We start from the raw sequence: 23,283 nt of genomic DNA, 5'->3' as shown, positions 1-23,283 counted from the left end.
TCACGGAACGGACGACATGACGAAACGATTCGCCACTCGATTGGCTTTGGTTGCGACGATGATGATGCTGGTGACCCCGGCCATCTCCGCGCAGCAGGGCGATGACGCGGCTCCGCCGCCGCCAAAGCCCGGCAAGCCGATCAACACCGGCGACGTGCTCTCGGGCGAGCTCAACGCGATGAAAGTGCGCGACGTCAAGAACGCCGGCAAGAAGATTGCGACCTACCAGATCACCTCCGAGCCGCGCCGGCTGCCGCCGCCGAACGGGCTGTGCAATCTCGAGACCGGCCCCGAGACTTTCCAGCTCGTTCCCAGCGGCGATGCGCAGGCCGCGCAGTTGAAGACGTTCGCCGGCAAGGAGATCTCGGTCAAGGTCGACGAGGTCGCCTGCGCCAGCGACCCCGGCCAGATGAGCGAAGCCGTGATCACGAAGTGGAGCATCATCAAGAAGCAGTAGCGACACTCGCTCCGCAGCTTGCAACGTTCTCCGTCGTCATTGCGAGGAGCCCTTGCGACGAAGCAATCCAGGGTGTTTCCGTCGGAAGCAGTCTGGATTGCTTCGCTTCGCTCGCAATGACGAAAGTGAGAGCGTCGGCCTAAACCCTTACCGGCCCCAGCGCCTCGAAATGTCCGCGCTTCTGCAGCCAACTGAGCAGCATCAGGCTCGGGATCGCCACCAGCACGCAGATCACGAAGAACAGCGGCCAGCCGGTCGCCTTGGCGACATAGCCTGCCACCGACGACAGATAGGTGCGTCCCACGGCCGCAAGCGCGGTGAGCAGCGCGTATTGTGTCGCCGTATGCAGCGGGTTCTGGCACAGCGCGGACAGATAGGCGACGAAGATCACGGTGCCGATGGCGCTGGTGAAGTTCTCAGCTGTGATGGCGAAGGCGAGCGCCCATTGGCTGGTGCCGACGAAAGCCAGCCACGAGAAGGAGAGATTGGCGAGCGCCTGCACCACGCCGCCGATCCAAAGGCTGGTCGAAAGCGAATAGCGCCGCGCGACGAAACCGCCGGCAAAGCCGCCGATCAGCGTCGCGGCAAGCCCGACCCCCTTGACGATCGCCGCATAGTCGTTGCGGGAGAAGCCGAGGTCGATCACGAACGGCGCCGTCATGGTGCCGGAGAACGCGTCGGTGAACTTGAACAGCACGACGAAGGCCAGCGCCGCGAGCGCATCCTTGCGCGACAGGAATTCCGAGAAGGCGCCGATCGCGGCGTGCAGCACGCGTGCGAACGCCGTCTCGGCTTTCGTCGCCGCCTCGGCCCGCGCCGATTGCTCGGGCTCGGTTGCGGCCAGCGCCGTGATTGTCCCGATCAGCACCATGGCCGCCATCACCACATAGCCCCACATCCATGCCGATGTGCGCGCAATGCCGGTGCCCTCGAAGCCGGAGACGATGAACAGCGCGCCCGCGGTCGAGACCAGCATGCCGATGCGATAGGCCGCGACATAGGACGCCATGCCGGCGGCCTGCTCGCTCTCGGGCAGGCTCTCGACGCGGAAGGCATCGACCACGATGTCCTGCGTCGAGGACGCCGTTGCGACCAGCAGTGCGCCGAGCGCGACATAGAACGGTGAGCGCGCCGGATCGGTCAGCGCCAGCAGCAGGATCGCGACGATCAGCAGCAGTTGCGAAAACACCAGCCAGCCGCGGCGGCGGCCGAACGCGCGGGTGAACAGCGGCACGTGCAGCGCATCCACCAGCGGCGCCCACAAAAATTTCAGCGTGTAGGGCGTCCCGACCAGTGCGAACAGTCCGATAGTGCCGAGATCGACGCCGGATTCCCGCATCCACACCAGCAGCGTCGACCCCGACAGCGCCAGCGGCAGCCCGGACGAGAAGCCAAGAAACAGCACGATCAGCACCCGCGGCTGCAGGTAAACGGCAAGGCTGTCACGCCAGGACGCGGTTGCGGTGTCGGTGCCAGTGGGGGAGGTCGCGTCGGGTGCGGTCATGGGCAGGTGTTAGCAGATTCTGGGGGAAAAGACTGTGGTTGCGCCAGTGAGGTGGAAAGCCGTTAACAGCTCCTCGGTGTCATCGTCCGCGCAGGCGGACGATCCAGTAATCACCGTCATCTCGGTTCAATCACGACCGCCGCGGCGTACTGGATGCCCCGCCTTCGCGGGGCATGACAGCGTCATGGTAGCCCGGCGATCTCATGATAGAGATCATCCCAATTCGGATTTTGCTCCTCGATCAACCGCACCTTCCAGGCGCGATTCCACTTCTTCAATCGCTTCTCCCGCTTGATCGCGTTCTCGGGGTTATCGAACTGCTCGAAATAGACAAGCCGAGCGACATCGTATTTTTCTGTGAAGCTTTCAATCAGCTTCGATTTGTGTTCCGCTATCCGGCGGATGAGATCATTGGTCACGCCTAAATACAGTGTTCCGCCGATCTTGCTGGCTAGGATGTACACGTAATAGCAGCGTGCGCCCATCTACCGCATCCCCTCGCTGTCATCGTCCGCGAAGGCGGACGATCCAGTACTCACCAGCGTCTCGTTCAGTTACGCCTGCCGCGGCGTACTGGATGCCCCGCCTTCGCGGGGCATGACATCACATCAAATCACTCCCCCGCCTGAAGCTTCCTCGGGAACAGCTCGGCGGCGCCGGTTGCCACCAGATGCGGGGCTTCGGGCGCGTCGGTCTTGCTGAAATCGAGTTCCTCGATTCGCCCGGCGCGCTTCTCGATCTTGTCGGCGGAGATCAGGACCTGGCGGACGTCCTCGTTGGCGTCGGCAAAATGCTTCTGCAATTTCAGCACGCGGTCACGCAGGCGGCCGAGATCGTCGCCGAGCTTGATCACCTCGGTGCGGATCTGGTCGGCGGCGTCGCGCATGCGCGCGTCCTTCATGATCTGCTGCATCACCTGAATCGCGAGCATCAAGAGCGAGGGTGACACCAGCACCACGCGGGCGCGATAGGCCTTCTGGATTACGTCGTCGAAGCCGTCGTGGATCTCGGCGTAAACGGATTCCGATGGCACGAACATCAGCGCCATCTCCTGCGTCTCGCCGGCAACGAGATATTTCTCGGCGATGTCGCTGACATGCTTCATCACGTCGCCGCGCAGCCGCTGCGTGGCGATGCGCCGCTCCTCGTCGGTGCGGGCGTCGTGCAGCGCAGTCATCGCCTCCAGCGGAAATTTCGCGTCGATGCAGAGCGGCCGCTGGTCGGGCAGGAACACGACGCAGTCCGGCCGCTTGCCCGTCGACAGTGTGAACTGGAATTCGTAGGCGCCCTTCGGCAAGCCGTCCTGGACGATCGCCTCCATCCGCGCCTGGCCGAAGGCGCCGCGCGACTGCTTGTTGGCGAGCACGTCGCGCAAGGTCGTGACCTGGGTGGTGAGGTCGGTGAGGTTCTTGTGCGCACTGTCGATGATGCCGAGCCGCTCGTGCAGCGCGCGCAGGCTCTCCATGGTGTTGCGGGTCGAATGTTCCATGGACTGGCCGACGCGGTGGGTCACCGAATCCAGCCGCTCGTTGACCGCGCGCGCCATGTCGGCCTGGCGGCCGGCCAGCGCCTGGGTCATGGCATCGACCCGGCCCGAGGCTTCGCTCTGGGCATGCAGCATCTGGCTGACGCGCTCCTCGAGCTCATCGGCGCGGATGGCGTTGGCCATCGCGAGTTCCGCGCCGCGCCGCGAGGAGCGGGCGATCACGACAGCGATGACCACGAGCAGGATGAGGACGAGCGCGCCGAAGCCGAGCAGCGCGTCGATGGTGCGCACCGGCCAGTCGCCGAGCATGAAGATGATTTCATTCATGGCGGCCTTTTAGCCGATTCGGCGGTATCCGCGAACGAATAGCGAACATTTATGGTTAATAGCCCCCTAATTATTATGGTTAAGGAAGCCCTAAGTTTTATGGTTAGCGGACCGTTAACGGAGTTTCTCGCCGCATTGACCGCATCGGGCGCGCGGCTTAAATCGCGGCCATGGCCCTCAGAGAAATCATCATCCTGCCCGACAGGCAGCTGCGTCTGGTCTCCAAGCCGATCGAGAAGGTCACGCCGGAGATCCGCAAGCTTGCCGACGACATGCTCGAGACCATGTACGACGCGCCCGGCATTGGGCTCGCGGCGATCCAGGTCGCGCAACCGCTGCGGCTCATCACCATGGACCTCGCCAAGCGCGACGAGAACGGCGAGACCAAGCCGGAGCCGCGCGTCTTCATCAATCCCGAAATTCTCGCCTCGTCCAAGGAACTGTCGGTCTACGAGGAAGGCTGCCTGTCGATCCCCGAATATTACGAGGAGGTCGAACGTCCCGCCAAGGTGCGCGTGCGCTTCACTGATCTCGACGGCAAGGTGCACGAGGAGGACGCCGAAGGCATCTACGCCACCTGTATCCAGCACGAGATCGATCATCTCAACGGCGTGCTGTTCGTCGACTATCTATCAAAGCTCAAGCGCGACCGCGTGCTCAAGAAGTTCGAGAAAGCCGCCAAGCGCGGGGAGTGAGTAGTAAGCGACTGGTGCTGCCGCGCGCTCCGCTCTGCTCCCTCCCCCCTTGTGGGGGAGGTCAGGGAGGGGGTAGCCCAGCAAAAGGTGCTCGTCGTTTGCGAGCGCCAGCAACAAGGCACTCGAGCTTAAACCGAGAGAGCGCGTCGTGTGGCACCCCCCTCCCTAGCCCTCCCCCACAAGGGGGGAGGGAACGTATCGAGTTCTTGTCATGTCCCTTCGCCTCATCTTCATGGGCACGCCCGATTTCTCCGTGCCGACGCTGCTCGAGCTGGTCGCGCATGGCCACGAGATCGTGGCGGTCTACACCCGCGCGCCGAAGCCGGGCGGGCGGCGCGGGCTGCAATTGCAGCCGACGCCGGTCGAAGAGGCCGCGCGAAGACTCGGCGTGCCCGTGCTGACGCCGAAGACGTTGAAGACACAGGAAGCCCTCGACGCGTTCCGCGCCCTTGATGCCGATGCCGCGGTTGTCGTCGCCTACGGCATGATCCTGCCGCAGGCCATCCTCGATGCGCCGAAGCTCGGCTGCTACAATCTGCACGCCTCGCTGTTGCCGCGCTGGCGCGGGGCTGCGCCGATCAACCGCGCCATCATGGCCGGCGACGCCGAGAGCGGCGTCATGGTGATGAAGATGGACGTCGGGCTCGATACCGGCGACATCGCCATGGCCGAGCGCATCGCGATCACGGACAGCACGACCGCCATCGACCTGCACGACCGCCTCTCCCGGCTCGGCGCCGATTTGATGGTGCGCGCCATGGCGGCGCTCGACCGCGGCGCCCTTCAGCTCAAAAAGCAGAGCGAGGACGGCGTCACCTATGCCGCCAAGATCGACAAGGCCGAGGCGCGGATCGACTGGACAAAGCCTGCGCGCGACGTGCTGCGCCATATCCACGGCCTGTCGCCGTTTCCCGGCGCCTGGAGCGAGCTCGCAGACGTCAGCGAAAATGCGCGCCTGAAAATCCTGCGCTGCGAGCTGGCGACGGGCTCCGGCGCTCCGGGCGCAGTGCTCGACGATCAGCTCACCATCGCCTGCGGCGAGGGCGCGATCCGCATTCTCGAGCTCCAGCGCGAAGGCAAGGCGCGCATGCAGGCGACCGACTTCCTGCGCGGTGTGCCGCTGAAGGCGGGTGCCAACTTCACCTGACGCTGTCATACGCCGCGAAGGCGGGGTATCCAGGACGCCGAGACTTCTCGGTTGAACGGAAGGGCCGCAGCGTACTGGGCGGATTCGCCCGGTCAAGCCGGGCGATGACGGCAGAATTGGAAACGATGCCCCGCTACAAGCTCACCATCGAATATGACGGCGCACCGTTCTTCGGCTGGCAGGTGCAGGAGACGCTGCCCTCGGTGCAGGGCGCGCTCGAAGCTGCGGTGAAGGCGATGACCGGCGCGGACGCGCGGGTGCATGGCGCCGGCCGCACCGATGCCGGCGTGCATGCGCTCGGCCAGGTCGCGCATGTCGACATCGAGAAGCAGTTTCCGTCAGGCCGGTTTCGCGACGGGCTCAACGCGCATTTGCGCCCCGCTCCGATCGGGGTGCTCGAGGCCGAGATCGTGCCCGACGCCTTCGAGGCGCGCTTCTCGGCGGTCAAGCGCCACTACCGCTATCGCATCGTCAACACCCGCGCCAATCTCGCCCTCGACATCGGCCACGCCTGGCGGGTGCCGCGCCGGCTCGACACTGAGGCGATGCATGCGGCGGCAAAGCGACTGCTTGGCAGGCACGATTTCACCACGTTCCGCGACACCGAGTGCCAGGCCAGGTCGCCGGAGAAGACGCTCGATCAGCTCGACGTGTTGCGCGACGGCCGCGAGGTGACGATCCTCACCTCGGCGCGCTCGTTCCTGCACAGTCAGGTGCGGTCGATGGTCGGCTCGCTAGTCTGGGTCGGCGAAGGCCGCTGGACTGCGGACGATCTCACTGCAGCCCTGCAAGCCCGCAACCGCGCCGCCTGCGGCATCGTCGCCCCGCCGGACGGACTCTATCTGGTGAAGGTGGATTATTAGAGAGACGCGCGCTCTCGCCGCACCCTCAGTGACATGCTCCGCGAAATCGGGGCATCCAGTATGCCGCGGCCTCTCGGTCAATCGTTGCCGTCTCTGGAATACTGGATCGCCCGGTCAATGCCGGGCGATGACAGCGGAGTGGGAGGCGACGACGGAGCGTAAGGCCAGCGTTCTACCCAAAATACCTTGCCAAAATCCCGCGATACACCTGCGTCAACTTCTGCAAATCCGCCACGGGCACGCGCTCGTCGATCTGGTGCATGGTCTGGCCGACCAGGCCGAACTCGATCACCGGGCAATAGCTCGAGATGAAGCGCGCATCCGAGGTGCCGCCTGAGGTCGACAGCTCCGGCTTGCGGCCCGTCACCTCCTCGATCGCGGCGACCGCAAGCTCAGTGAATGGGCCGGGCTTGGTGACGAACACGTTGGAGTTCGACGGCTCCCAGACGATGCGGGCGCGGATGCGGTTGCCGCAGGCTTTTGTCAGTCGCGTCTCGACCAGCTCGCGCAGGCTCGCCTGGGTGTGATTGTCGTTGTAGCGGATGTTGAACTTTGCACGGGCCTGGCCGGGGATGACGTTGTAGGCGCTATTGCCGACGTCGACCGAGGTGAATTCGAGATTGGAGGCCTGGAACGCCGCGCTGCCGTGGTCGAGCGGCTCGTCACTGATTGCCACGATCAGCCGCGAAATATCCGGCACGGGATTGGCGGCGCGGTGCGGGTAGGCGACATGGCCCTGCACGCCGTCGACATAGAGCGTGCCGGATTGCGAGCCGCGGCGGCCGACCTTGATGGTGTCGCCGAGCGTCTCGACATTGGAGGGCTCGCCCAGCACGCAATGGTCGAACTTCTCGCCGCGCTCGGCGGCCCACTTCAACAGCTTGATGGTGCCGTTGATGGAGACGTCTTCCTCGTCGCCGGTGATTAGGAACGAAATCGAGCCCTTTCCGTCGGTGCGCGGCTTGCCGCCGTTGGCCGCGAGATGCTCCAGCACCGCGGCGACCGAGCAGGCGATGCCGCCCTTCATGTCGACCGCGCCGCGGCCGTGCAGCAAACCGTCCTTCACCTCGCCGGAGAACGCGCCGACGCTCCAGGCGCTCTCGTCGCCGGGCGGCACCACGTCGGTATGGCCGGCAAAGGTGATGTGCGGCCCCTCAGTGCCGATCCGCGCATAGAGATTGTCGACGTCGGCAGTGCCGGGCTCCGAGAACGTCACGCGGTGGCAAATGAAGCCGGCTGCAGTGAGGGCTTTTTCGAGCACCCCAAGCGCACCGGCGTCGGCCGGGGTTACCGAGGGGCAGCGGATGAGATCGCGGGCAATGGACAGAGCATCGGTCATGCGCGCCCAATCAATCCCGCAACAATTCGTTGATGCTGGTCTTCGACCGCGTCCGCTCATCGACGCGCTTGACGATGACGGCGCAGGCCGTGCTCGGGCCCATCTGGCCGTTCTTCATCGGCTTGCCGGGCAGCGCGCCGGGCACCACCACCGAATATTCCGGTACTTCGCCGATGAAGATCTCGCCGGTCTCGCGGTCCACGATCTTGGTCGAGGCGCCCAAAAATACGCCCATCGACAGCACCGCGCCCTTGCGCACGATCACGCCTTCGGCGACCTCGGAGCGTGCGCCGATGAAGCAATCGTCCTCGATGATCACGGGCTCTGCCTGCAGCGGCTCGAGCACACCGCCGATGCCGACGCCGCCGGAGATGTGCACGCGCTTGCCGATCTGCGCGCAGGAGCCGACCGTCGACCAGGTGTCGATCATGGTGCTCTCATCGACATAAGCGCCGAGATTGACGAAGGACGGCATCAGCACGACGTTGCGGGCGATGAAGGCCGAGCGGCGCACGATGGCGCCGGGCACCGCGCGAAAGCCGGCGTCGCGAAACCGGTTCTCGCCCCAGCCGTCGAACTTCGAGGGCACCTTGTCCCACCAAGTCGCCTTGCCGGGACCGCCGGGAATGGCGCCCATGTCGTTGAGGCGGAACGACAGCAGCACGGCCTTCTTCAGCCATTGATTGACCTTCCACTTGCCGTCGCCTCCGCGCTCGGCGACGCGCGCCTCGCCCTTGTCCAGACTCTCCAGCGCCTGATCCACGGCCTCGCGCACCTCGCCCTTGGTCGTGGTCGACATGCCGTCGCGCGCTTCGAAGGCGCCGTTGATGGTGGATTCGAGGGCTTGGAGCGACATCGGGATTTCCTCTCGGGAGGGCAGGATTTGTGATGGATTGGAGCGCTTTTTCGGGATTTGGCGGGGTGGAGTCAAGCTTGGTTCGCTGTCATCACCCGCGAAAGCGGGTGATCCAGTACGCCGCGGCGGTCATGATGAATCGAGACAGCAGCCGCGTAGCCCGGATTTCGCGAAGCGCAATCCGGGAAAGTCTCTCCGGCGGCGCGATCCGGATTTCGCTTGCGCTCCATCCGGGCTACGGCCTCAACGCGACAGCTCGCCCAAAAACCCCGTCAGGTCATCCGTGACATGGTCGACATAGGCGGCATCGCGGCCCTCCAGTTCCCAGTCCTCGCGCACGACCTCCTTGGTGCCATCGGGCACCACCAGCACCGTGGTCATGCCGAGCTCGTGCGGGACGGTGAGGTTGCGGGCGAGGTCCTCGAACATCGCGGCGCAGGTCGGGTCGACCGCATGCTGCCTGAGAAATTTCCGGTAGGTTTGCGGCGCCGGCTTCGGCTCGAACTCCGCCGCGATGATATCGAACACGCCGTCGAAATGCGTCGCGAGACCGAGCCGTGCCAGCACCGCATCGACATGGCTGGCCGAGCCGTTGGTCAGGATCAGCTTGCGTCCCGGCAGCTTTGCGATGGCTGCACCGAGCGCGGGGTTCGGCTCCAGCGGCGAATGATCGACCTTGTGCACATAGGCGAGGTAATCGTCGGCGCGCACGCCGTGCAGGGTCATCATGCCGCGCATGGTGGTGCCGAAGCGCAGATAATAATCCTTCTGGATCTTTCGCGCTTCCTCGGGCGTCACGTTGAGCCAGTTGCAAACGAACTCTCCGATCCGCGCATCGACCTGCTGCCACAGATTGACGTGATGCGGATAGAGCGTGTTGTCGAGGTCGAACACCCAGGTGTCGATGTGGGTGAAGGCGCGGGGTGGGTTCATTGCGATTCTCTACCTGTTGAGCGGCGCTGCCGCCCCGCTCTCAAATTGTCGTCCTGGCGAAAGCCAGGACCCATACTCCGCGGCCCATCAGCGGGGCACTGTGGTTGTCGTTCTTCGCCAAACACAATGCCGGGGTAATGGATCCTGGCTTTCGCCAGGACGACGGCGGAGAATGTGGCGCCACGATCACGGCATCGCAAAGCGCAGCGTCTTGCCGCCGCTGCTCATGTCGACCGCACCAAAGCCGGTCGCCACAAATCCGCGCGCGGGGCAGTCGGTCTGCTCGTTGGTCTCGAACTTGGTCTCGCGGGTGCAGAGCTGCCTGTCGCCGCCCCAGTTCAGCGGCCGGTCCTTCAGCTTGACGGCGCGGTTGTCGGCGTCGATGGCTTCCGCGAAGCTGAAGATCTGCCTGGGCTGGCCGGTGACGTCGGGATGCAGGCACGTCCTGGGGTCGATGCGATACCAGCCGCGGCTCGTCACCGACTTGCCGTCGTCGGTGGCGACCGCCGCCATCACCTTGTGTGGCGTGTCGTTGCACCAGGTCAGGCCGGTCGGCGACGGCGTCTGCACCGCCTCGACCATGGTCTTGAACAAGTTCGGCGAGGACGCGGTGTCGGACGGCAGCCCGCGGCTCTTCAGGAAGGCGGCAAGGGCTGCCTGCGTCTTCGGCCCGTCGACGCCGTCGATCGGCGCCGCGTCATAGCCGGCGATCAGCAGCAGCCGCTGGATGCCGGCGAGCCGTGCCTGCTCGTCGTCATATTCGGAATCCTCGGCAAGATAGGCGGTAAAGTTGCCGTCGTCGCCCCGGCTTGGCGTGATCTGGGTGAAAGCGGCCTGAGTCTGGCCGCTGCGGCACTGGCGCGCCGCGGCGATGACGAAATTGTCCTGCGCCACGCACAGCATGTCGCTGCCGTTCTGCGGGATCGGGGAAGCACCGTAGACGCCGAGCGCACGGGCGTTGAGCAGGATGCGGTCGGCCGAAAGCGTGCCCTGCACCACCACGCGGCAGGTGGCGGGATCGATCCTGAACCAGCCGCGCGTCGCGGTCGCCGCCTTGTCGTCGATGCCGATCGCGGCCTCCACGACATAGGACATGCGGTTGCAGATTTTCAGGTCGGCAAGGGCAGGGGCGGAGGAGAACACGAACGACACGACTGCTGCCGGCAGCGTCATCAGGAAACGGGTGAAAGCCGAGCGGCGGCGTCGCCGCCCCCTCGGCTCCTCTCTCCCTTGGTCGTGCTCGCCCGTCACTTGTGGATCAGCGTTCCCGTGCCCTGATTGGTGAAGAGCTCGAGCAGCACGGCGTGCTGCATCTTGCCATCGATGATGACGACGCCCTGCACGCCCTGTTCGAGCGCGTAGATGCAGGTCTCGACCTTCGGGATCATGCCGCCGGAAATGGTGCCGTCGGCGATTAGCTTTCGCGCGTCCTTGACTGACAGTTGCGGGATCAGCTTCTTCGACTTGTCGAGCACGCCCGGCACGTCGGTGAGCAGCAAGAGCCGCTTGGCCTTGAGCGCGCCGGCCACAGCGCCGGCAAAGGTGTCGGCGTTAACGTTGAAGGTCTGTCCGGTCTTCGACGTCGCGAGCGGCGCCAGCACCGGGATCAGCTCGTAGCCGATCAGCTGGTTGAGCAAAGTGAGATCGACCTTCTCGGGTTCGCCGACGAAGCCGAGATCGACCACTTTCTCGATATGCGAGTCCGGATCGACCATGGTGCGCGTCGCCTTGGTCGCGGTGACCATGTTGCCGTCCTTGCCGCAGAGGCCGACCGCCTTGCCGCCGGCCTCGTTGATGTAGCCGACCAGCGACTTGTTGATGGAGCCGGCGAGCACCATCTCGACGATCTCGATGGTGGCGGCATCGGTAATGCGCAGGCCGGCCGCGAATTCCGAAACGATGCCGAGGCGCTTGAGCATGGTCGCAATCTGCGGCCCGCCGCCGTGCACCACCACCGGGTTGATCGCGGTCTGCTCGAGCAGCACGATGTCGCGGGCAAAGTTCTTCGCGGTCTCCTCGTCGCCCATGGCATGGCCGCCATATTTGATGACGATGGTTTCTTCGTCATACTGCTGCATATGCGGCAGCGCTTCGGACAGGATGCGGGCCTGGTCGAGCGGGGAGATGTCGGTCATGAGGCGGATCTCGCTGGCGGGACTGTCGGGCCGCGTTCTATCCGATTGCCGGGCGAGGCGCAAAGTGATGTTCTTCCCCTCTCCCCTTGTGGGAGAGGGTGGATCGCCGCAATAGCGGCGAGACGGGTGAGGGGTCTCTTATCCGCAGAGGCAGACCCCTCATCCGGCGCTTCGCGCCACCTTCTCCCACAAGGGGAGAAGGGAAGGATTTCACTTCCGCCGCACCACCGCGGCCACGCTCACCACCAGCCAGCTCAAAATCATCGTGGTCCCGCCGGTCGGCGCCGCGTACGGAAACAGCCCATGTCCCGCATATTGCCGCAAGGTGAGGTCGCCCGCGAACAGCGCGGCGCCGATCGCGAAGCCGAAGGCGGCGACGAGACCAATTCCGCCATGCAGAAGGCCGCGTTCGATCAGCGCGACCGTCGCAAGTATGGCAGTTGCATGAAACAGCAGCATCGCGCTCGCGGAGGCAAGCCGGCTCGCATCGCCGCCATGTGCGGACGCGGCTGCCAGCGCGACGCCGGCGGCGCCCATCAATCCGGCGAGGGCGATCAGCAGGCGGAACGCAGCCGTCAAGTGCTGCGCTCTTCCAGCAGCCGCGCCATCGCGGCGCGCAGCTCGGCCATTCCGGCTCCCGAGCGCGACGAGGTCGTCAGCACATCCGGAAACGCGGCGGCATGCTTGGCGAGCGCAGCGCCGGTCTCGGCGATGCGCGATTGCAGCTCGGAGGCCTTCACCTGGTCGGCCTTGGTCAGCACGATCTGGTAGCTGACGGCGGAGCGGTCGAGCGTCCCCAGGATTTCATGATCGACGTCCTTCAGCCCGTGCCGCGCGTCGATCAGCACGTAGACCCGCGCGAGGCTGGCGCGCCCCTGCAGGAATTTGTGGATCAGGTCGGTCCAGGATGCGACCTGGGACTTGGGCGCCTTGGCATAGCCATAGCCGGGCATGTCGACGAGCCGCAGGTCGGCCTTGCCCGGGACCTCGAAGAAGATCAGCTCCTGGGTGCGGCCCGGCGTGTGCGAGGTGCGCGCGAGCGCGTTGCGGCCGGTGAGCGCGTTGATCAGGCTCGACTTGCCGACATTGGAGCGCCCGGCAAAGGCAATCTCCAGCCCCGCCATCGGCGGCAGCGTTTCGATCGAGGGCGAGGCCCAGATGAACTGCCAGTCGCGGGCGAACAGCTTTCGCCCGGTTTCGATCAGGTTGTCGTCTGACTTCTCAGTCATGCGAAGGGTCTATCCTCTCGTCATGGCCGGGCAAAAGCGCGAAGCGCGTCTTTCCCGTTCAAAATGTCCCGGCCATCCACGCCTGTCCGCTTGGCGCCCTCCTAAACGTGGATGCCCGGGACAAGCCCGGGCATGACGATGTGGAGGCATTTTTTGCCTGGCAGTGTCGGACGGCTACGTCGCCTTCTTCGCGAACGTCGCCTTGAGATTGTCGAACAGCTCCACCTTCACGCCGTTGCGGCGCATGATGAAGCTCTGCTGGAGCACCGAGAGCGTGTTGTTCCAGGCCCAGTAGATCACGAGACCCGCCGGGAAGCCCGCCAGCATGAAGGTGAAGATCAGCGGCATCCAGTTGAAGATGAGCTGCTGGGTCGGATCCGGCGGCGTCGGGTTCAGCTTCATCTGGAACCACATCGTGATGCCCATGATGATCGGCCAGATGCCGAGTGCGAGGTAATGGCCGAACAGCGGGATCGTGGTCGGATCGAACGGGATCAGCCCGAACAGGGTGAACAGGTTGGTCGGATCGGGCGCGGAGAGGTCCTTGATCCAGCCGAAGAACGGCGCGTGCCGCATCTCGATGGTGACGAACAGCACCTTGTAGAGCGAGAAGAACACCGGGATCTGGATCACCACGGGAAGACAGCCGGCGACCGGATTGATCTTCTCCTTGCGGTAGATCTCCATCATCTCCTGCTGCTGCTTCACCTTGTCGTCGGGATAGCGCTCCTTCAACGCCTGAAGCTGCGGCTGGACCGACTTCATCTTCGCCATCGAGGCGTAGGACTTGTTCGCCAGCGGGAAGAACAAAAGCTTCACGATCACGGTCACGAGCAGGATCGAGACGCCGAAATTGCCGAAGAAGCGATAGAAGAAGTCGAGGCCGAGGAACATCGGCTTGGTGATGAAGTAGAACCAGCCCCAGTCGATCAGCAGATCGAAATGGTTGAGGCCGAGCTCTTTGTTGTAGCCGCCGAGGCCTGCGAGCGGGAACACGCCGACGACGCCGGCTTCCTTGGCGCCGGCGAACAATCGCGCGTTCGCGGTCGCGGTGCCGCCGATCGCGACGGTGACGGGATCGAGCAGATAGTCGGTCTGGTAGGTGTGGACGTTGCCGACCGGGTTCGACGAGAAGCGCGCCTGCAACGGAGCGCTGGTATCCGGCAGCAGCGCCGAGGCCCAGTACTTGTCGGTGATGCCGAGCCAGCCATTGGTGGCCTTGAAGTTCACCTGCCTGGCTTCGTCGATCTTCTTGTAGGCGTATTCCTGCAAGCCATCGAGATAGCCGATCAGGCCTTCATGCAGGATGTAGTAGCCCGAGACCTGCGGGGTGCCGTGGCGCGAGATCAGCGCGAACGGATAGAGCGTGACCGGCGCGTTGCCGACATTGGTCACCTCGTCCTTGACGGTGAAGAGATAGTGATCGTCGACCGAGATGGTGCGGCGGAAGGTGAGGCCCTCGCCATTGTCCCACTTCAGCACCGCCGGCGTCGAGGGCGTCAGGCTGCCGCTGCCGTCCTGCTGCCAGAGCGTCTGGGAGTCCGGCAGCTTCGCGGTCACGCCCGTCGCCCGCACCCAGCCGAACTCGGCATAATAGGGCTCCGCCGTGCCCGAGGGCGAATACAGGATGATCGGCGGCGAGCTCGGATCGACGGTTTCGCGGTACTGCACCAGCGCAAGGTCGTCGATGCGGCCGCCCTTCAGCGAGACGCTGCCGGAAAGCCGCGGCGTGTCGATCTTCACGCGCGGGCTGGCCGAAATGGCGCTGTCGCGGCTGACGACCGGCTGGGCCTGCTGGTTCGCGGCCGGCGTTGACGGTTGGGCTGTGCCGCCGGCCTGGGGCGTGGCGCCCGGCGTCGCGGAGGCCGTCGGCTGCGGCGTGGTCTTCTGAAGCTCGGCCTGGGTCTGCTGCTGGGCGCGCTGCTTCTCCATCGCCGGCACGTTGTAGAAATACTGCCAGGCAATCAGGACCAGACCCGACAGGATGACGGCGAGGATGGTATTGCGGTTGTCGGTCATCATTCTCTCGTCATCAATCCGGTTTGCGGCTTGTCGCGGGGCCCGGCCGCTGGCCGCGCCCCTTGGCCGTATGCCGCCGCGGGCCGTGTAAACGCTATGCGCAGATCGTCGAGCATGGCGGCGAAGTCGCGCGTGAGCGCGTCCCTTCGGCCGACCAGCACATAATCATGATGGGGTTGCATCGATACCGGATCGAGCCGCTTCACCAGTTCGCGAAGCCGGCGCCGGATGCGATTGCGTTGGGGGGCGTTGCCGTTCTTTTTGGTAACGGTGAAGCCGATCCGGATCGGGCCGCTGTCGTCGCGGCCACGGCTTTGCAGGACGAACGCGGGGCTATTCACCCGCGCGCCATTGGCAACGGCGAGGAAATCCACCCGCTGCCTCAGCCGATCCATGATGAAATCCCAAAAGGGTCAGGCTCAGGCGCTCAAGCGCTTGCGGCCGCGGGCGCGGCGGGCGGCGAGAACCTTGCGACCGCCGGTCGTGGCGAGGCGGGCACGGAAGCCGTGACGGCGCTTGCGCACCAATTTGCTGGGTTGATAAGTCCGCTTCACGGGTTTCTCTCCGCTGACCGGGCAATTTGCCTGTAGAATTGATGATAAAGTCCGGAAGATGCGGCCCAAAATGGGCCCTTTTCCGGCCCTAAGAGAGCCGCTCCCAGCATCACGCCGGGTCATCGCGGACAATTTGCGCGGCTTATAAGCGACCGTCCCCTTCTCGTCAACGCTGCAGGACCGCGCGGGCCGAGGGAATACGACGCGAATGCGACGTGAATGTCACTTGAATACCACTGTTTCGTCGGGGTTTTACCCCTTGAGGTAGCGACTCGCCGTATCCACGCTTACATCGTACTTGGCGAGATTAGCGATCCGTAATTTGACCGGCCCCCCGGGCGGGTCGCATGCTTCGTCAGCCAAGGCCAGCAGGGGCGAACTTCGTGGTAGCGACAGACCTCCAGCGGACCCAGGATCTGGATCGCGTTTCGGATCAGCGAGACCAGGCGGACCAGCCGGTGACGCGGCTGCGCGGCCCGCGCGGGCTCGGCCTGTCCGGCAAGCTGCTGCTGCTGACCATCCCCCTGGTGATGATCGCGGCCGTCCTGCTCTACGTGCCTGCGATCGCCAACTTCTGGGTCAACCGGCTGAACGACCGCGTGGCGGCGGCCAACACGGCGGCGCTGGTGCTCGATGCCGCCCCGCTCGGCATGGTTCCCGATTCGCTGTCGCGGCAGATCCTGAAAAGCATCAATGCCCGCGCGGTCGCGATCAAGATGGGCCAGCAGCGCCGGCTGCTTGCCAGCGACAATTTGCCGTCCGCGATCGGGCACGACATCGACCTGCGCGACATGACGGCGTGGGAAGCGATCACCGGCTCGTTCCGGATGATGCTGGAGACCGGCAACCGGGCGATCCGCATCGTCGGCCCCGGCGTCGGCAACGCCCAGTTCATCGAAATCGTCACCGACGAGCTGCCGCTGCGGCAGGCCATGTATCGCTTCTCCCGCAACGTCGTGGTGGTCGCGTTGATCATCGCGGCTCTGACCGCGGGCCTCGTCTATCTTGCGCTGCATTATCTGTTCGTGCGGCCGATGCGGCGGCTGACCGCGAGCCTGATCGGCTTCCATGAAAACCCCGAAAGCTCGGCGCGAATCATCGTGCCGAGCCAGCGCAGCGACGAGATCGGGGTCGCCGAGCGCGAATTGTCCGACATGCAGCGCGATTTGATGTCGATGCTGAATCAGAAGAGCCGGCTCGCAGCGCTCGGCCTTGCCGTGTCCAAGATCAACCATGATCTGCGCAACCTGCTGGCCTCGGCGCAGCTGTTGTCGGATCAGCTTGCCAGCGTGCCCGATCCGCGGGTGCAGCGGTTTGCACCGAAGTTGGTGCGCTCGCTCGAGCGCGCCATCGCCTTCTGCCAGTCGACGCTGTCCTACGGCCGCGCCCAGGAAGCCGCGCCCGACCGCCGCATCATGCTGATCGAGCCCGTCGTCATGGAGGTGCGCGAGACCGCGGGCCTCGCCAACGAGGCTTCGATCGCCTGGGTTGCCGCAATCGAGCGCGGGCTCACGATCGATGCCGATCCGGACCAGCTGTTCCGGGTGCTGCTCAACCTCGTTCGCAACGCCGCCCAGGCGCTGGAAAGCCATTCGTCCGGCGGCGGCGACGGCGGCGTGCGGCAGATCCGGATCACGGGCAAGCGCGAAGGCGCCGTTGCCATTCTGGAGGTCTCCGACACCGGCCCCGGCGTGCCCCAGAAGACCCGGGAGCACCTGTTCGAGGCGTTCCAGACCTCCGGCCGCCCTGGCGGCAGCGGCCTTGGTCTCGCCATCGCCGCCGAGCTCGTCCGCGCCCATGGCGGCGACATCCATCTGGTCGAAGGCACCCTCGGCGCCACCTTCCGGATCGTCATCCCCGACCGCCCGGTGGAGCTGCTCTCGGTCCGCAACGAGCGGGCGCGGGCGTAGTCGGCCGGGGGGCCTACTTGCGGGGGCGCCAAGCTCACATCGTCAAGCTCACATCGTAAGGTCTTGGCGCGGTAAGGTCTTGGCGCGTGGCCCCGCCTCGCACCCCCATCATTCCCGGGCGTAACGAAGTTGCGAGCTATGATGCGCAATTGCGCATCTGAGAATCCATAACCAGCGCTGGGGTTATGGATTCCGGGTCTGGCCCTTCGGGCCATCCCGGAATGACGTCGAATATGATCTTTTGGCCCCAAAATACCGCCCAGGCAGACCTTGCCAACGCCGGCAAGAGCGGTTAGTCAGAGCGCTCTTTCGCACCCCTCCGGCGCTGTCTGGAGGCTGCGTGCGGGCTAGCGCCCGCATCGCCGTTCGCGAAGCACGCGCCCGTAGCTCAGCTGGATAGAGCATCAGACTACGAATCTGAGGGTCGGACGTTCGAATCGTTCCGGGCGCGCCATCAACGCTTTGCAAATACAGCGTTTTTCCCCGCCGAACTGTCTCTCTGCTTCCATGCAACTCGCTCTTGGAAGCAATATGGAAGCGCACTGACCTAAAATCCGCATTCGGCGTGCTTCCGCAAGAGCCCAGTGCGTCCCGATAGGCTGAGTAGCTCGTAGGAAACGGCCCGACCGCCGGGCCGTCGGCTGGGTACCCCCGCTGCCGCTGGCACCAGAACCAACCCGCACCATACCAGCCGAACGTCTCCAGCGATCGATCTGCGTAGAAGACTTCGATCGTGGCGCCGGTCACCGGGTGGGTGTCAAAGAACGCCTCACGGGCGCGTTGGAGATGGGACACAGCGCCGCTCAGGCAGCGACGTCCGCCGGCTCGGCCAGGGCCAAGCCGCGCAGGTAGTCAGCCGCCTTGCTGGCTTGGCTGCAGGCAGTGAAGAAGGCGCGTTTGTCCGCCCTCACCAGATCGATCCAGGTGGCAAGATAACCGGCGTGCCGGAGATCACCATCGAAGCCAAACTCCGCGCACAGGAACGCAGCGCCGAGCTCTGCAATGAGTTCTTCGGCCGCGTAGCTGCGCGAGCCAAAGCGGTTCTTTAGGTCGCGGTCGAGCCTGCTCTTGTGTCCCGTCCAGTGGGTCTTATGCCGATATCGGCATAAGACCCACTCGATGACAAAAAACGTCGACGCGATCCGCCGCCTGTTCAGCGCACTGAACAGCGGTGTCGGCAACCTGCCATCGATGCCAGGCATTTTTCCCGACTACCTCGCGCCGATCGTGCGCAACGGTGCCGAGCGACGTGAGATCGTCATGGCGCGCTGGGGCATGCCGAGCTCGCAGCGGGCCCTGATGGACGCAACGAAGAAGCGCGCGGAGAAATTGCAGGCCAAGGACAAGACCGTCGATTTCAAGGAATTGCTCCGGATGGAGCCGGACGGCGGCACGACGAACATCAGGAATGTCAGCAGCGCTCACTGGAAGCGATGGCTCGAACCGGAGCATCGCTGCCTGGTGCCGTTCACGTCGTTTTCCGAGTACGACACGATCGACGGCAAGAAAGTGCCGGTCTGGTTCGCTCTGGACGAGACGCGGCCTCTCGTCGCCTTTGCCGGGCTGTGGACCAATTGGACTAGTGTGCGCAAGGCGAAGGAAGGCGAGATCACCACCGACGTCTTCGGATTCCTCACCTGCGAGCCGAACGCGGAGGTCAAGCCCGTCCACCCCAAGGCGATGCCGGTGATCCTGGCGACGGCGGAAGAATACGAGGTCTGGCTCCGCGCTCCTTGGGACGAGGCGAAGTCGTTGCAGCGGCCGCTACCGGACGGTTCGTTGCGGATCGTCGCCACGGGCGAGAAGGAAGACCCGGCGCTGGCCGCCTGAGCGAGGCAACTTGGCGGCAAGCTGCTGCCAAATTGGAGTTCGCGGCTGTGCACAGGGCGGCGGAACACGTGGACAAGCGGCGGCTCCAGCGATTTCGAATCCCTGCTCTGTGCTAAGCGCCGGGAACGACGCGGGCGGCACAAGGATTCGTCCCGGCTGGAGCCATCTCGATGCTGATGACGAAACAGAGAGGACCGGCGATCCGGACGCTGCGCGGCTGGGCGATCTCCGTGCTGCAGGAAGCCGGCGCCATCCGCGAATGCGACGCGCACGGTTGGATGCTGGATCGCGCCGATCCGCACGCGCGCGAGCGCGCCTTCGAGATCGCTCGCCAAGATCCGCCGTCCGGGGCATCATCGGAAGTGGGCCTCGCTGAGCTTCACGATGTGCTGGACTCGATTGGCGATGCCTGCCCGGAGTGCCCGCCCGAGGACCTAGTCTAACGCTGCGACGAATGGACGGCGAACCTCTATAATCTACGGATGGTCCGGTCCGATTCAGAGCAAGGCGTCTCGAACGCGCCCCACCGCAAGATCATCCATATCGACATGGATGCGTTCTATGCGTCGGTGGAACAGCGCGACAATCCGGACCTGCGCGGAAAGCCGGTCGCGGTGGGCGGCTCGGCAGAGCGCGGGGTCGTGGCGGCCGCGAGCTACGAAGCCCGCAAATTTGGGGTTCGCTCTGCGATGCCCTCGGTGACCGCGAAGCGGCAGTGTCCCGACCTGATCTTCGTCAAGCCGCGGTTCGACGTCTACAAGGCGATCAGCCGGCAAATCCGCGAGATCTTCGCCGAGCACACACCGATAATTGAACCTCTGTCGCTCGACGAGGCCTATCTCGACGTGACCGAAAATCTCCAAGGCATCCCGCTCGCCAGGGACATCGCGTTGCGCATCCGCGAGAAGATCAAGGCGGAGACCGGCCTCAACGCCTCGGCCGGCATCTCCTACAACAAATTTCTAGCGAAGCTCGCTTCCGATCACCGCAAGCCCAATGGTCAGTTCGTCATCTCGCCTGAGATGGGGCCAGCGTTCGTCGAGACGCTTCCTGTAGGCAAATTCCACGGGATAGGCCCCGCGACGAGCGCGAAGATGAACGCCTTGGGCATATTCACCGGTCTCGACATGCGCAACCAGACGCTGCAGTTCATGAACGCGAACTTCGGCAAGTCGGGCGCCTACTATTATTGGATTTCGCGCGGCGTCGACGAACGGCCTGTTCGAGCCAACCGCACCCGGAAATCCGTCGGCGCGGAGAATACGTTCTCGACCGACCTTACCGAAGCCGAGGCCATGATCGCCGAGATTGAACCGCTGATTGACAAGGTCTGGCGACATTGCGAATCGGCCGGCACGCGTGCCCGAACGCTGACGCTCAAAGTGAAGTTTGCCGACTTCGAGATCGTCACGCGCAGCCGGTCCGTCTCTTCGGCTGTTGCCAACCGCGACGGCCTCGCCGAAGTCGCCATCGGTCTGCTGCAGGACAACATGCCTTTTCCGAAGCCGGTTCGGCTTTTGGGGGTGTCACTGTCTTCCTTGCAGGTCGGAAATGGTGCGGAGCCGCAGCTGGATTTCGGGCTTTGATCCGGAATAGATTCACGGCAGTCGCCAAACCCGCTCGCAGGTGTGCGAGGGGCAGTAAGAATCGAATGCTCGAAGCTGATTTGATTTTGGCGGCGATGGAGGATCGAGATTGCCCACCCCGCAGCGTCCGGATTGCGGGCTCCTTGAACATCAACATTGAGATCGCTCCTGCCGGACGAATCCTGATGGCCAGCCTAACGTTCCGGCAGCTAACAAAGAGCAGGGATTCGAAATTGCCGGGCGCGCCGGTTGTCCACGTGTTCCGCTGCTGTGTGCACAGGCCTTCTTTTGGTTGCCTCTCGATCTCCTCCAGCCTAGCCGCGTCGTTGGCCCGGCGAGTTCTTCCAAGTTCGAATTGGAGGGGCAAAGCGAACAGTTGGAAGATGAAGGGCGATGCTCTCGGAAAACGTTAGTTGTTTCCAATTCACAGGGCGGGTGTCAGATCTTTATTCCATACTGCCGCGCGTTTACGTGGCGGTGGTGCGCTAAGCGCATCTGAAACTTTCGTTGCTCCGCGGGTCGTCATCATCGCGAATGTTGAGGCGCTGTCAGGTCAGGACCACTCATCGCTCATCCTCCTGCCGTCCGAAGGATGTTTCCCCGAGCAAGGCGCAGAGGGATCTGTAGAGGCAGTCTGGGTGGGTGATAGGCGGATTGCGGGGAGGCTGGCCGAGTGGGTCGATAGGTGGGTAGGTGGATGGTTGGGTAGATCGGTGGATGGAGGGGGCGGACAGACAGAGGGAGGAAAACTGCGTCAAACCGATATAGCGAGAGGATCGTCAGATCGCTGCACCAAATTTAGGTGCATCATGGCGCGGTGGTAGGAGCCAAATCAACACTGGTATACACGGTCTCCTCGGCCCGAACCAGGATCGTTCTTGTTCGTTGTTGGATACGGGTCAATCTCATGGATGGGCCAGCCATGATCAGGTTAGCCAAAACTTCTCTATTCGCACTGGTCGGGGCAATAGCCGCGGGGCTTGCCTTGGCCGCCTGGGCGGGGCAACGGCAGGCAAACTCATCTAATAATGATCGGCTGGAGCAGAATTTCCTCGCCGAGCACGAAGTCGGGCGGCACTCCCAGGTTACTCCGTCTGACCTGCCGCCGCCAAAGACCGGGCCGGTCGTCACCAATCGCCCATTGACCGTCCCCTTCAATGGTCAAAGCCTACAGGTGCCACCAGGGTTCACCGTGACGGCTTTCGCCGCAGGTCTCATCAATCCGCGACGTTTGCTCGTGCTGCCCAACGGCGACGTCCTGGTTGCCGAGCAGAGCGCAGGCTATCTTACTCTGCTGCGCAGTGAAGGCGACGGACCCGCGAAGTGGATCGATCGACATGTGGAGGATCTCAACAAACCGTACGGCCTAGCTTGGCAGGACGGCAATGTTCTCGTCGCTGATCAAGACGGCATCTGGCGCGTACCGCACGTTCTCGGTGCACTCCGCGCCGGTCGATCGGTGCAGCAGCGCGCAGACGAAGTGCCGCCAGAAGCACGCAAGCCTGTACGCGGCGCGTACGGCGCCGAGCTGATTACCAAGAAGGGCGTGTTCGGCATCGCGCAGGGTCATCAGAACCGCCATCTCGCGATCGATCCAAAGACCGGTGCGTTTTTTGTGGGGGTAGGCTCTTCGGGAAATCTCGGGGTTGAGCCCGAGCCGAAAGCCACCATCCAGCGCTTCGACAAGGACGGAACTCAAACCACGTTCGCGTCTGGAACTCGCAATCCGACAGCACTCGCTTTCCATCCCGATACCGGCGACCTCTACGCTGTCGTGCAAGAGCGAGACGGTCTCGGCGATCGCCTCCCTCCCGATTATATGATCCACGTGCAGCAAGGCGGATTCTATGGCTGGCCCTACGCTTATATCGGCAAGCATCCGCAGCCGGGCTTCGCCAAACTCGCGCCCGATAAGGTGGACGCGACGATCACGCCCGACCTGCTGTTCGAACCTCACTCTTCGGTGCTCGATCTCGTCTTCTACACCGGCGATCAATTCCCGCCTGAATATAAGGGCAGCGCATTCGTCGCCCTCAAGGGTTCGTGGAATCGCTCGGAGCCGACCGGCTACAAAGTGGTGCGCGTGCCGTTCCGAAATGGTCGGCCCGAGGGTCACTACGAGAACTTCGCGACAGGATTCTGGGCGTCTGGCAAACAACGAGCTGAGGTCTGGGGACGTCCCGCGGCTCTCGCTGTAGCGAAGGATGGCTCACTACTCGTGGCCGACGATACCGGCGGAACGATCTGGCGGATTTGCTACGCCGGCCGGGGCGACACGACCGGATCGACCAGAACCAAAGGCGACTCGCGTTAGCTCGCATTTCTCACAGTGTTGAAGCGCACCGGGGCGCGAATCAGCGAAAGTTGTTGTGCCGCAACGACTTTTCTCTGATCCAGGGAGCGCCCCGATGCC

22 protein-coding genes, 1 tRNA gene and 1 pseudogene are annotated in these 23,283 nt (G+C 64.1%); 10 read left to right on the top strand and 14 right to left on the bottom strand.

The features are described from left to right. The first annotated feature begins 16 nt into the window (after window positions 1–16). On the top strand, window positions 17–457 hold the full coding sequence (locus IVA82_RS36055) for a hypothetical protein (protein ID WP_247387099.1): 441 nt from the start codon (window positions 17–19) through the stop codon (window positions 455–457). 139 nt (window positions 458–596) lie between these two features. Here the strand turns inward: IVA82_RS36055 and IVA82_RS36050 are convergent, their stop codons facing one another. The 3 genes from IVA82_RS36050 to rmuC all read right to left on the bottom strand — a co-directional run bounded on the left by IVA82_RS36050 (window position 597) and on the right by rmuC (window position 3,774). Continuing rightward, complete coding sequence (locus tag IVA82_RS36050) at window positions 597–1,961, bottom strand: MFS transporter (RefSeq protein WP_247387098.1); 1,365 nt, start codon at window positions 1,959–1,961, stop codon at window positions 597–599. A gap of 182 nt (window positions 1,962–2,143) precedes the next feature. Further along, complete coding sequence (locus IVA82_RS36045) at window positions 2,144–2,446, bottom strand: GIY-YIG nuclease family protein (protein WP_247387097.1); 303 nt, start codon at window positions 2,444–2,446, stop codon at window positions 2,144–2,146. Window positions 2,447–2,574: 128 nt separating this feature from the next. Next, entirely contained in the window at window positions 2,575–3,774 is a 1,200-nt protein-coding gene (rmuC, locus tag IVA82_RS36040) for a DNA recombination protein RmuC (protein WP_247387096.1), read from the bottom strand. Between the two features lie 170 nt (window positions 3,775–3,944). On the opposite strand from rmuC, the gene def reads away from it, so the two are divergent. From def to truA, 3 genes are all read left to right on the top strand, one after another. Further along, window positions 3,945–4,469, top strand: a complete 525-nt coding sequence (gene def / locus IVA82_RS36035; protein WP_247387095.1) for a peptide deformylase — start codon at window positions 3,945–3,947, stop codon at window positions 4,467–4,469. A gap of 211 nt (window positions 4,470–4,680) precedes the next feature. Next, window positions 4,681–5,616, top strand: a complete 936-nt coding sequence (gene fmt, locus IVA82_RS36030; RefSeq protein ID WP_247387094.1) for a methionyl-tRNA formyltransferase — start codon at window positions 4,681–4,683, stop codon at window positions 5,614–5,616. Between the two features lie 125 nt (window positions 5,617–5,741). Beyond that, the gene (gene truA / locus IVA82_RS36025; protein WP_247387093.1) at window positions 5,742–6,479 is read left to right on the top strand and encodes a tRNA pseudouridine(38-40) synthase TruA; all 738 of its coding nucleotides are present in this window, start codon (window positions 5,742–5,744) and stop codon (window positions 6,477–6,479) included. A 172-nt stretch (window positions 6,480–6,651) separates the two neighbouring features. Here truA and dapE read toward each other — a convergent pair whose 3' ends face one another. From dapE to rpmH, 10 genes and pseudogenes are all read right to left on the bottom strand, one after another. Then, window positions 6,652–7,818 carry a succinyl-diaminopimelate desuccinylase gene (dapE, locus tag IVA82_RS36020; protein WP_247387092.1) on the bottom strand — a complete coding sequence of 389 codons (1,167 nt, stop codon included), beginning with the start codon at window positions 7,816–7,818 and terminating at the stop codon, window positions 6,652–6,654. 10 nt (window positions 7,819–7,828) lie between these two features. After that, complete coding sequence (dapD, locus tag IVA82_RS36015; RefSeq protein ID WP_247387091.1) at window positions 7,829–8,674, bottom strand: 2,3,4,5-tetrahydropyridine-2,6-dicarboxylate N-succinyltransferase; 846 nt, start codon at window positions 8,672–8,674, stop codon at window positions 7,829–7,831. A gap of 243 nt (window positions 8,675–8,917) precedes the next feature. Next, a complete protein-coding gene (locus IVA82_RS36010; protein ID WP_247387090.1) occupies window positions 8,918–9,607 on the bottom strand; it encodes a pyrimidine 5'-nucleotidase in 690 nt (229 codons plus the stop codon). Between the two features lie 186 nt (window positions 9,608–9,793). Further along, window positions 9,794–10,780 (bottom strand): DUF1036 domain-containing protein, encoded by a 987-nt coding sequence (locus tag IVA82_RS36005; protein ID WP_247387089.1) that lies wholly within the window; start codon window positions 10,778–10,780, stop codon window positions 9,794–9,796. A gap of 74 nt (window positions 10,781–10,854) precedes the next feature. Continuing rightward, complete coding sequence (argB, locus tag IVA82_RS36000; protein WP_148743229.1) at window positions 10,855–11,742, bottom strand: acetylglutamate kinase; 888 nt, start codon at window positions 11,740–11,742, stop codon at window positions 10,855–10,857. Between the two features lie 210 nt (window positions 11,743–11,952). Further along, a complete protein-coding gene (locus IVA82_RS35995; protein WP_247387120.1) occupies window positions 11,953–12,279 on the bottom strand; it encodes a DUF423 domain-containing protein in 327 nt (108 codons plus the stop codon). Window positions 12,280–12,317: 38 nt separating this feature from the next. Continuing rightward, on the bottom strand, window positions 12,318–12,971 hold the full coding sequence (yihA, locus tag IVA82_RS35990; RefSeq protein WP_247387088.1) for a ribosome biogenesis GTP-binding protein YihA/YsxC: 654 nt from the start codon (window positions 12,969–12,971) through the stop codon (window positions 12,318–12,320). Between the two features lie 174 nt (window positions 12,972–13,145). Continuing rightward, complete coding sequence (yidC, locus tag IVA82_RS35985) at window positions 13,146–14,990, bottom strand: membrane protein insertase YidC (RefSeq protein WP_247387087.1); 1,845 nt, start codon at window positions 14,988–14,990, stop codon at window positions 13,146–13,148. A gap of 13 nt (window positions 14,991–15,003) precedes the next feature. Then, a pseudogene (gene rnpA / locus IVA82_RS35980) lies at window positions 15,004–15,385 on the bottom strand (ribonuclease P protein component). 24 nt (window positions 15,386–15,409) lie between these two features. After that, the gene (gene rpmH, locus IVA82_RS35975; protein WP_006609582.1) at window positions 15,410–15,544 is read right to left on the bottom strand and encodes a 50S ribosomal protein L34; all 135 of its coding nucleotides are present in this window, start codon (window positions 15,542–15,544) and stop codon (window positions 15,410–15,412) included. 458 nt (window positions 15,545–16,002) lie between these two features. On the opposite strand from rpmH, the gene IVA82_RS35970 reads away from it, so the two are divergent. Together IVA82_RS35970 and IVA82_RS35965 are read left to right on the top strand one after the other, a co-directional pair. Beyond that, window positions 16,003–17,454: a HAMP domain-containing sensor histidine kinase gene (locus tag IVA82_RS35970; RefSeq protein ID WP_247387119.1), complete on the top strand. Its 1,452-nt coding sequence runs from the start codon at window positions 16,003–16,005 to the stop codon at window positions 17,452–17,454. Window positions 17,455–17,831: 377 nt separating this feature from the next. Beyond that, window positions 17,832–17,908, top strand: a tRNA-Arg gene (locus tag IVA82_RS35965). A 349-nt stretch (window positions 17,909–18,257) separates the two neighbouring features. Here IVA82_RS35965 and IVA82_RS35960 read toward each other — a convergent pair. Next, window positions 18,258–18,656, bottom strand: coding sequence for a zincin-like metallopeptidase domain-containing protein (locus IVA82_RS35960; protein ID WP_247387086.1), 399 nt, complete (start codon window positions 18,654–18,656; stop codon window positions 18,258–18,260). Between IVA82_RS35960 and IVA82_RS35955 the strand changes: the two genes are divergently transcribed. The 4 genes from IVA82_RS35955 (at window position 18,574) to IVA82_RS35940 (ending at window position 23,184) form a co-directional block, all read left to right on the top strand. Continuing rightward, complete coding sequence (locus IVA82_RS35955; RefSeq protein ID WP_247387085.1) at window positions 18,574–19,284, top strand: SOS response-associated peptidase family protein; 711 nt, start codon at window positions 18,574–18,576, stop codon at window positions 19,282–19,284. The two genes, IVA82_RS35960 and IVA82_RS35955, sit on opposite strands and share 83 nt — an antisense overlap. A gap of 170 nt (window positions 19,285–19,454) precedes the next feature. Then, window positions 19,455–19,727, top strand: coding sequence for a hypothetical protein (locus IVA82_RS35950; RefSeq protein WP_247387084.1), 273 nt, complete (start codon window positions 19,455–19,457; stop codon window positions 19,725–19,727). 39 nt (window positions 19,728–19,766) lie between these two features. Beyond that, complete coding sequence (gene dinB / locus IVA82_RS35945; RefSeq protein WP_247387083.1) at window positions 19,767–20,870, top strand: DNA polymerase IV; 1,104 nt, start codon at window positions 19,767–19,769, stop codon at window positions 20,868–20,870. Window positions 20,871–21,792: 922 nt separating this feature from the next. Next, entirely contained in the window at window positions 21,793–23,184 is a 1,392-nt protein-coding gene (locus IVA82_RS35940; protein WP_247387082.1) for a PQQ-dependent sugar dehydrogenase, read from the top strand. Window positions 23,185–23,283: the final 99 nt, after the last annotated feature.

It is taken from the genome of Bradyrhizobium sp. 142 (assembly GCF_023074015.1).
Lineage (GTDB): Bacteria > Pseudomonadota > Alphaproteobacteria > Rhizobiales > Xanthobacteraceae > Bradyrhizobium.
This window is presented reverse-complemented; position numbering and strand designations above follow the sequence as displayed.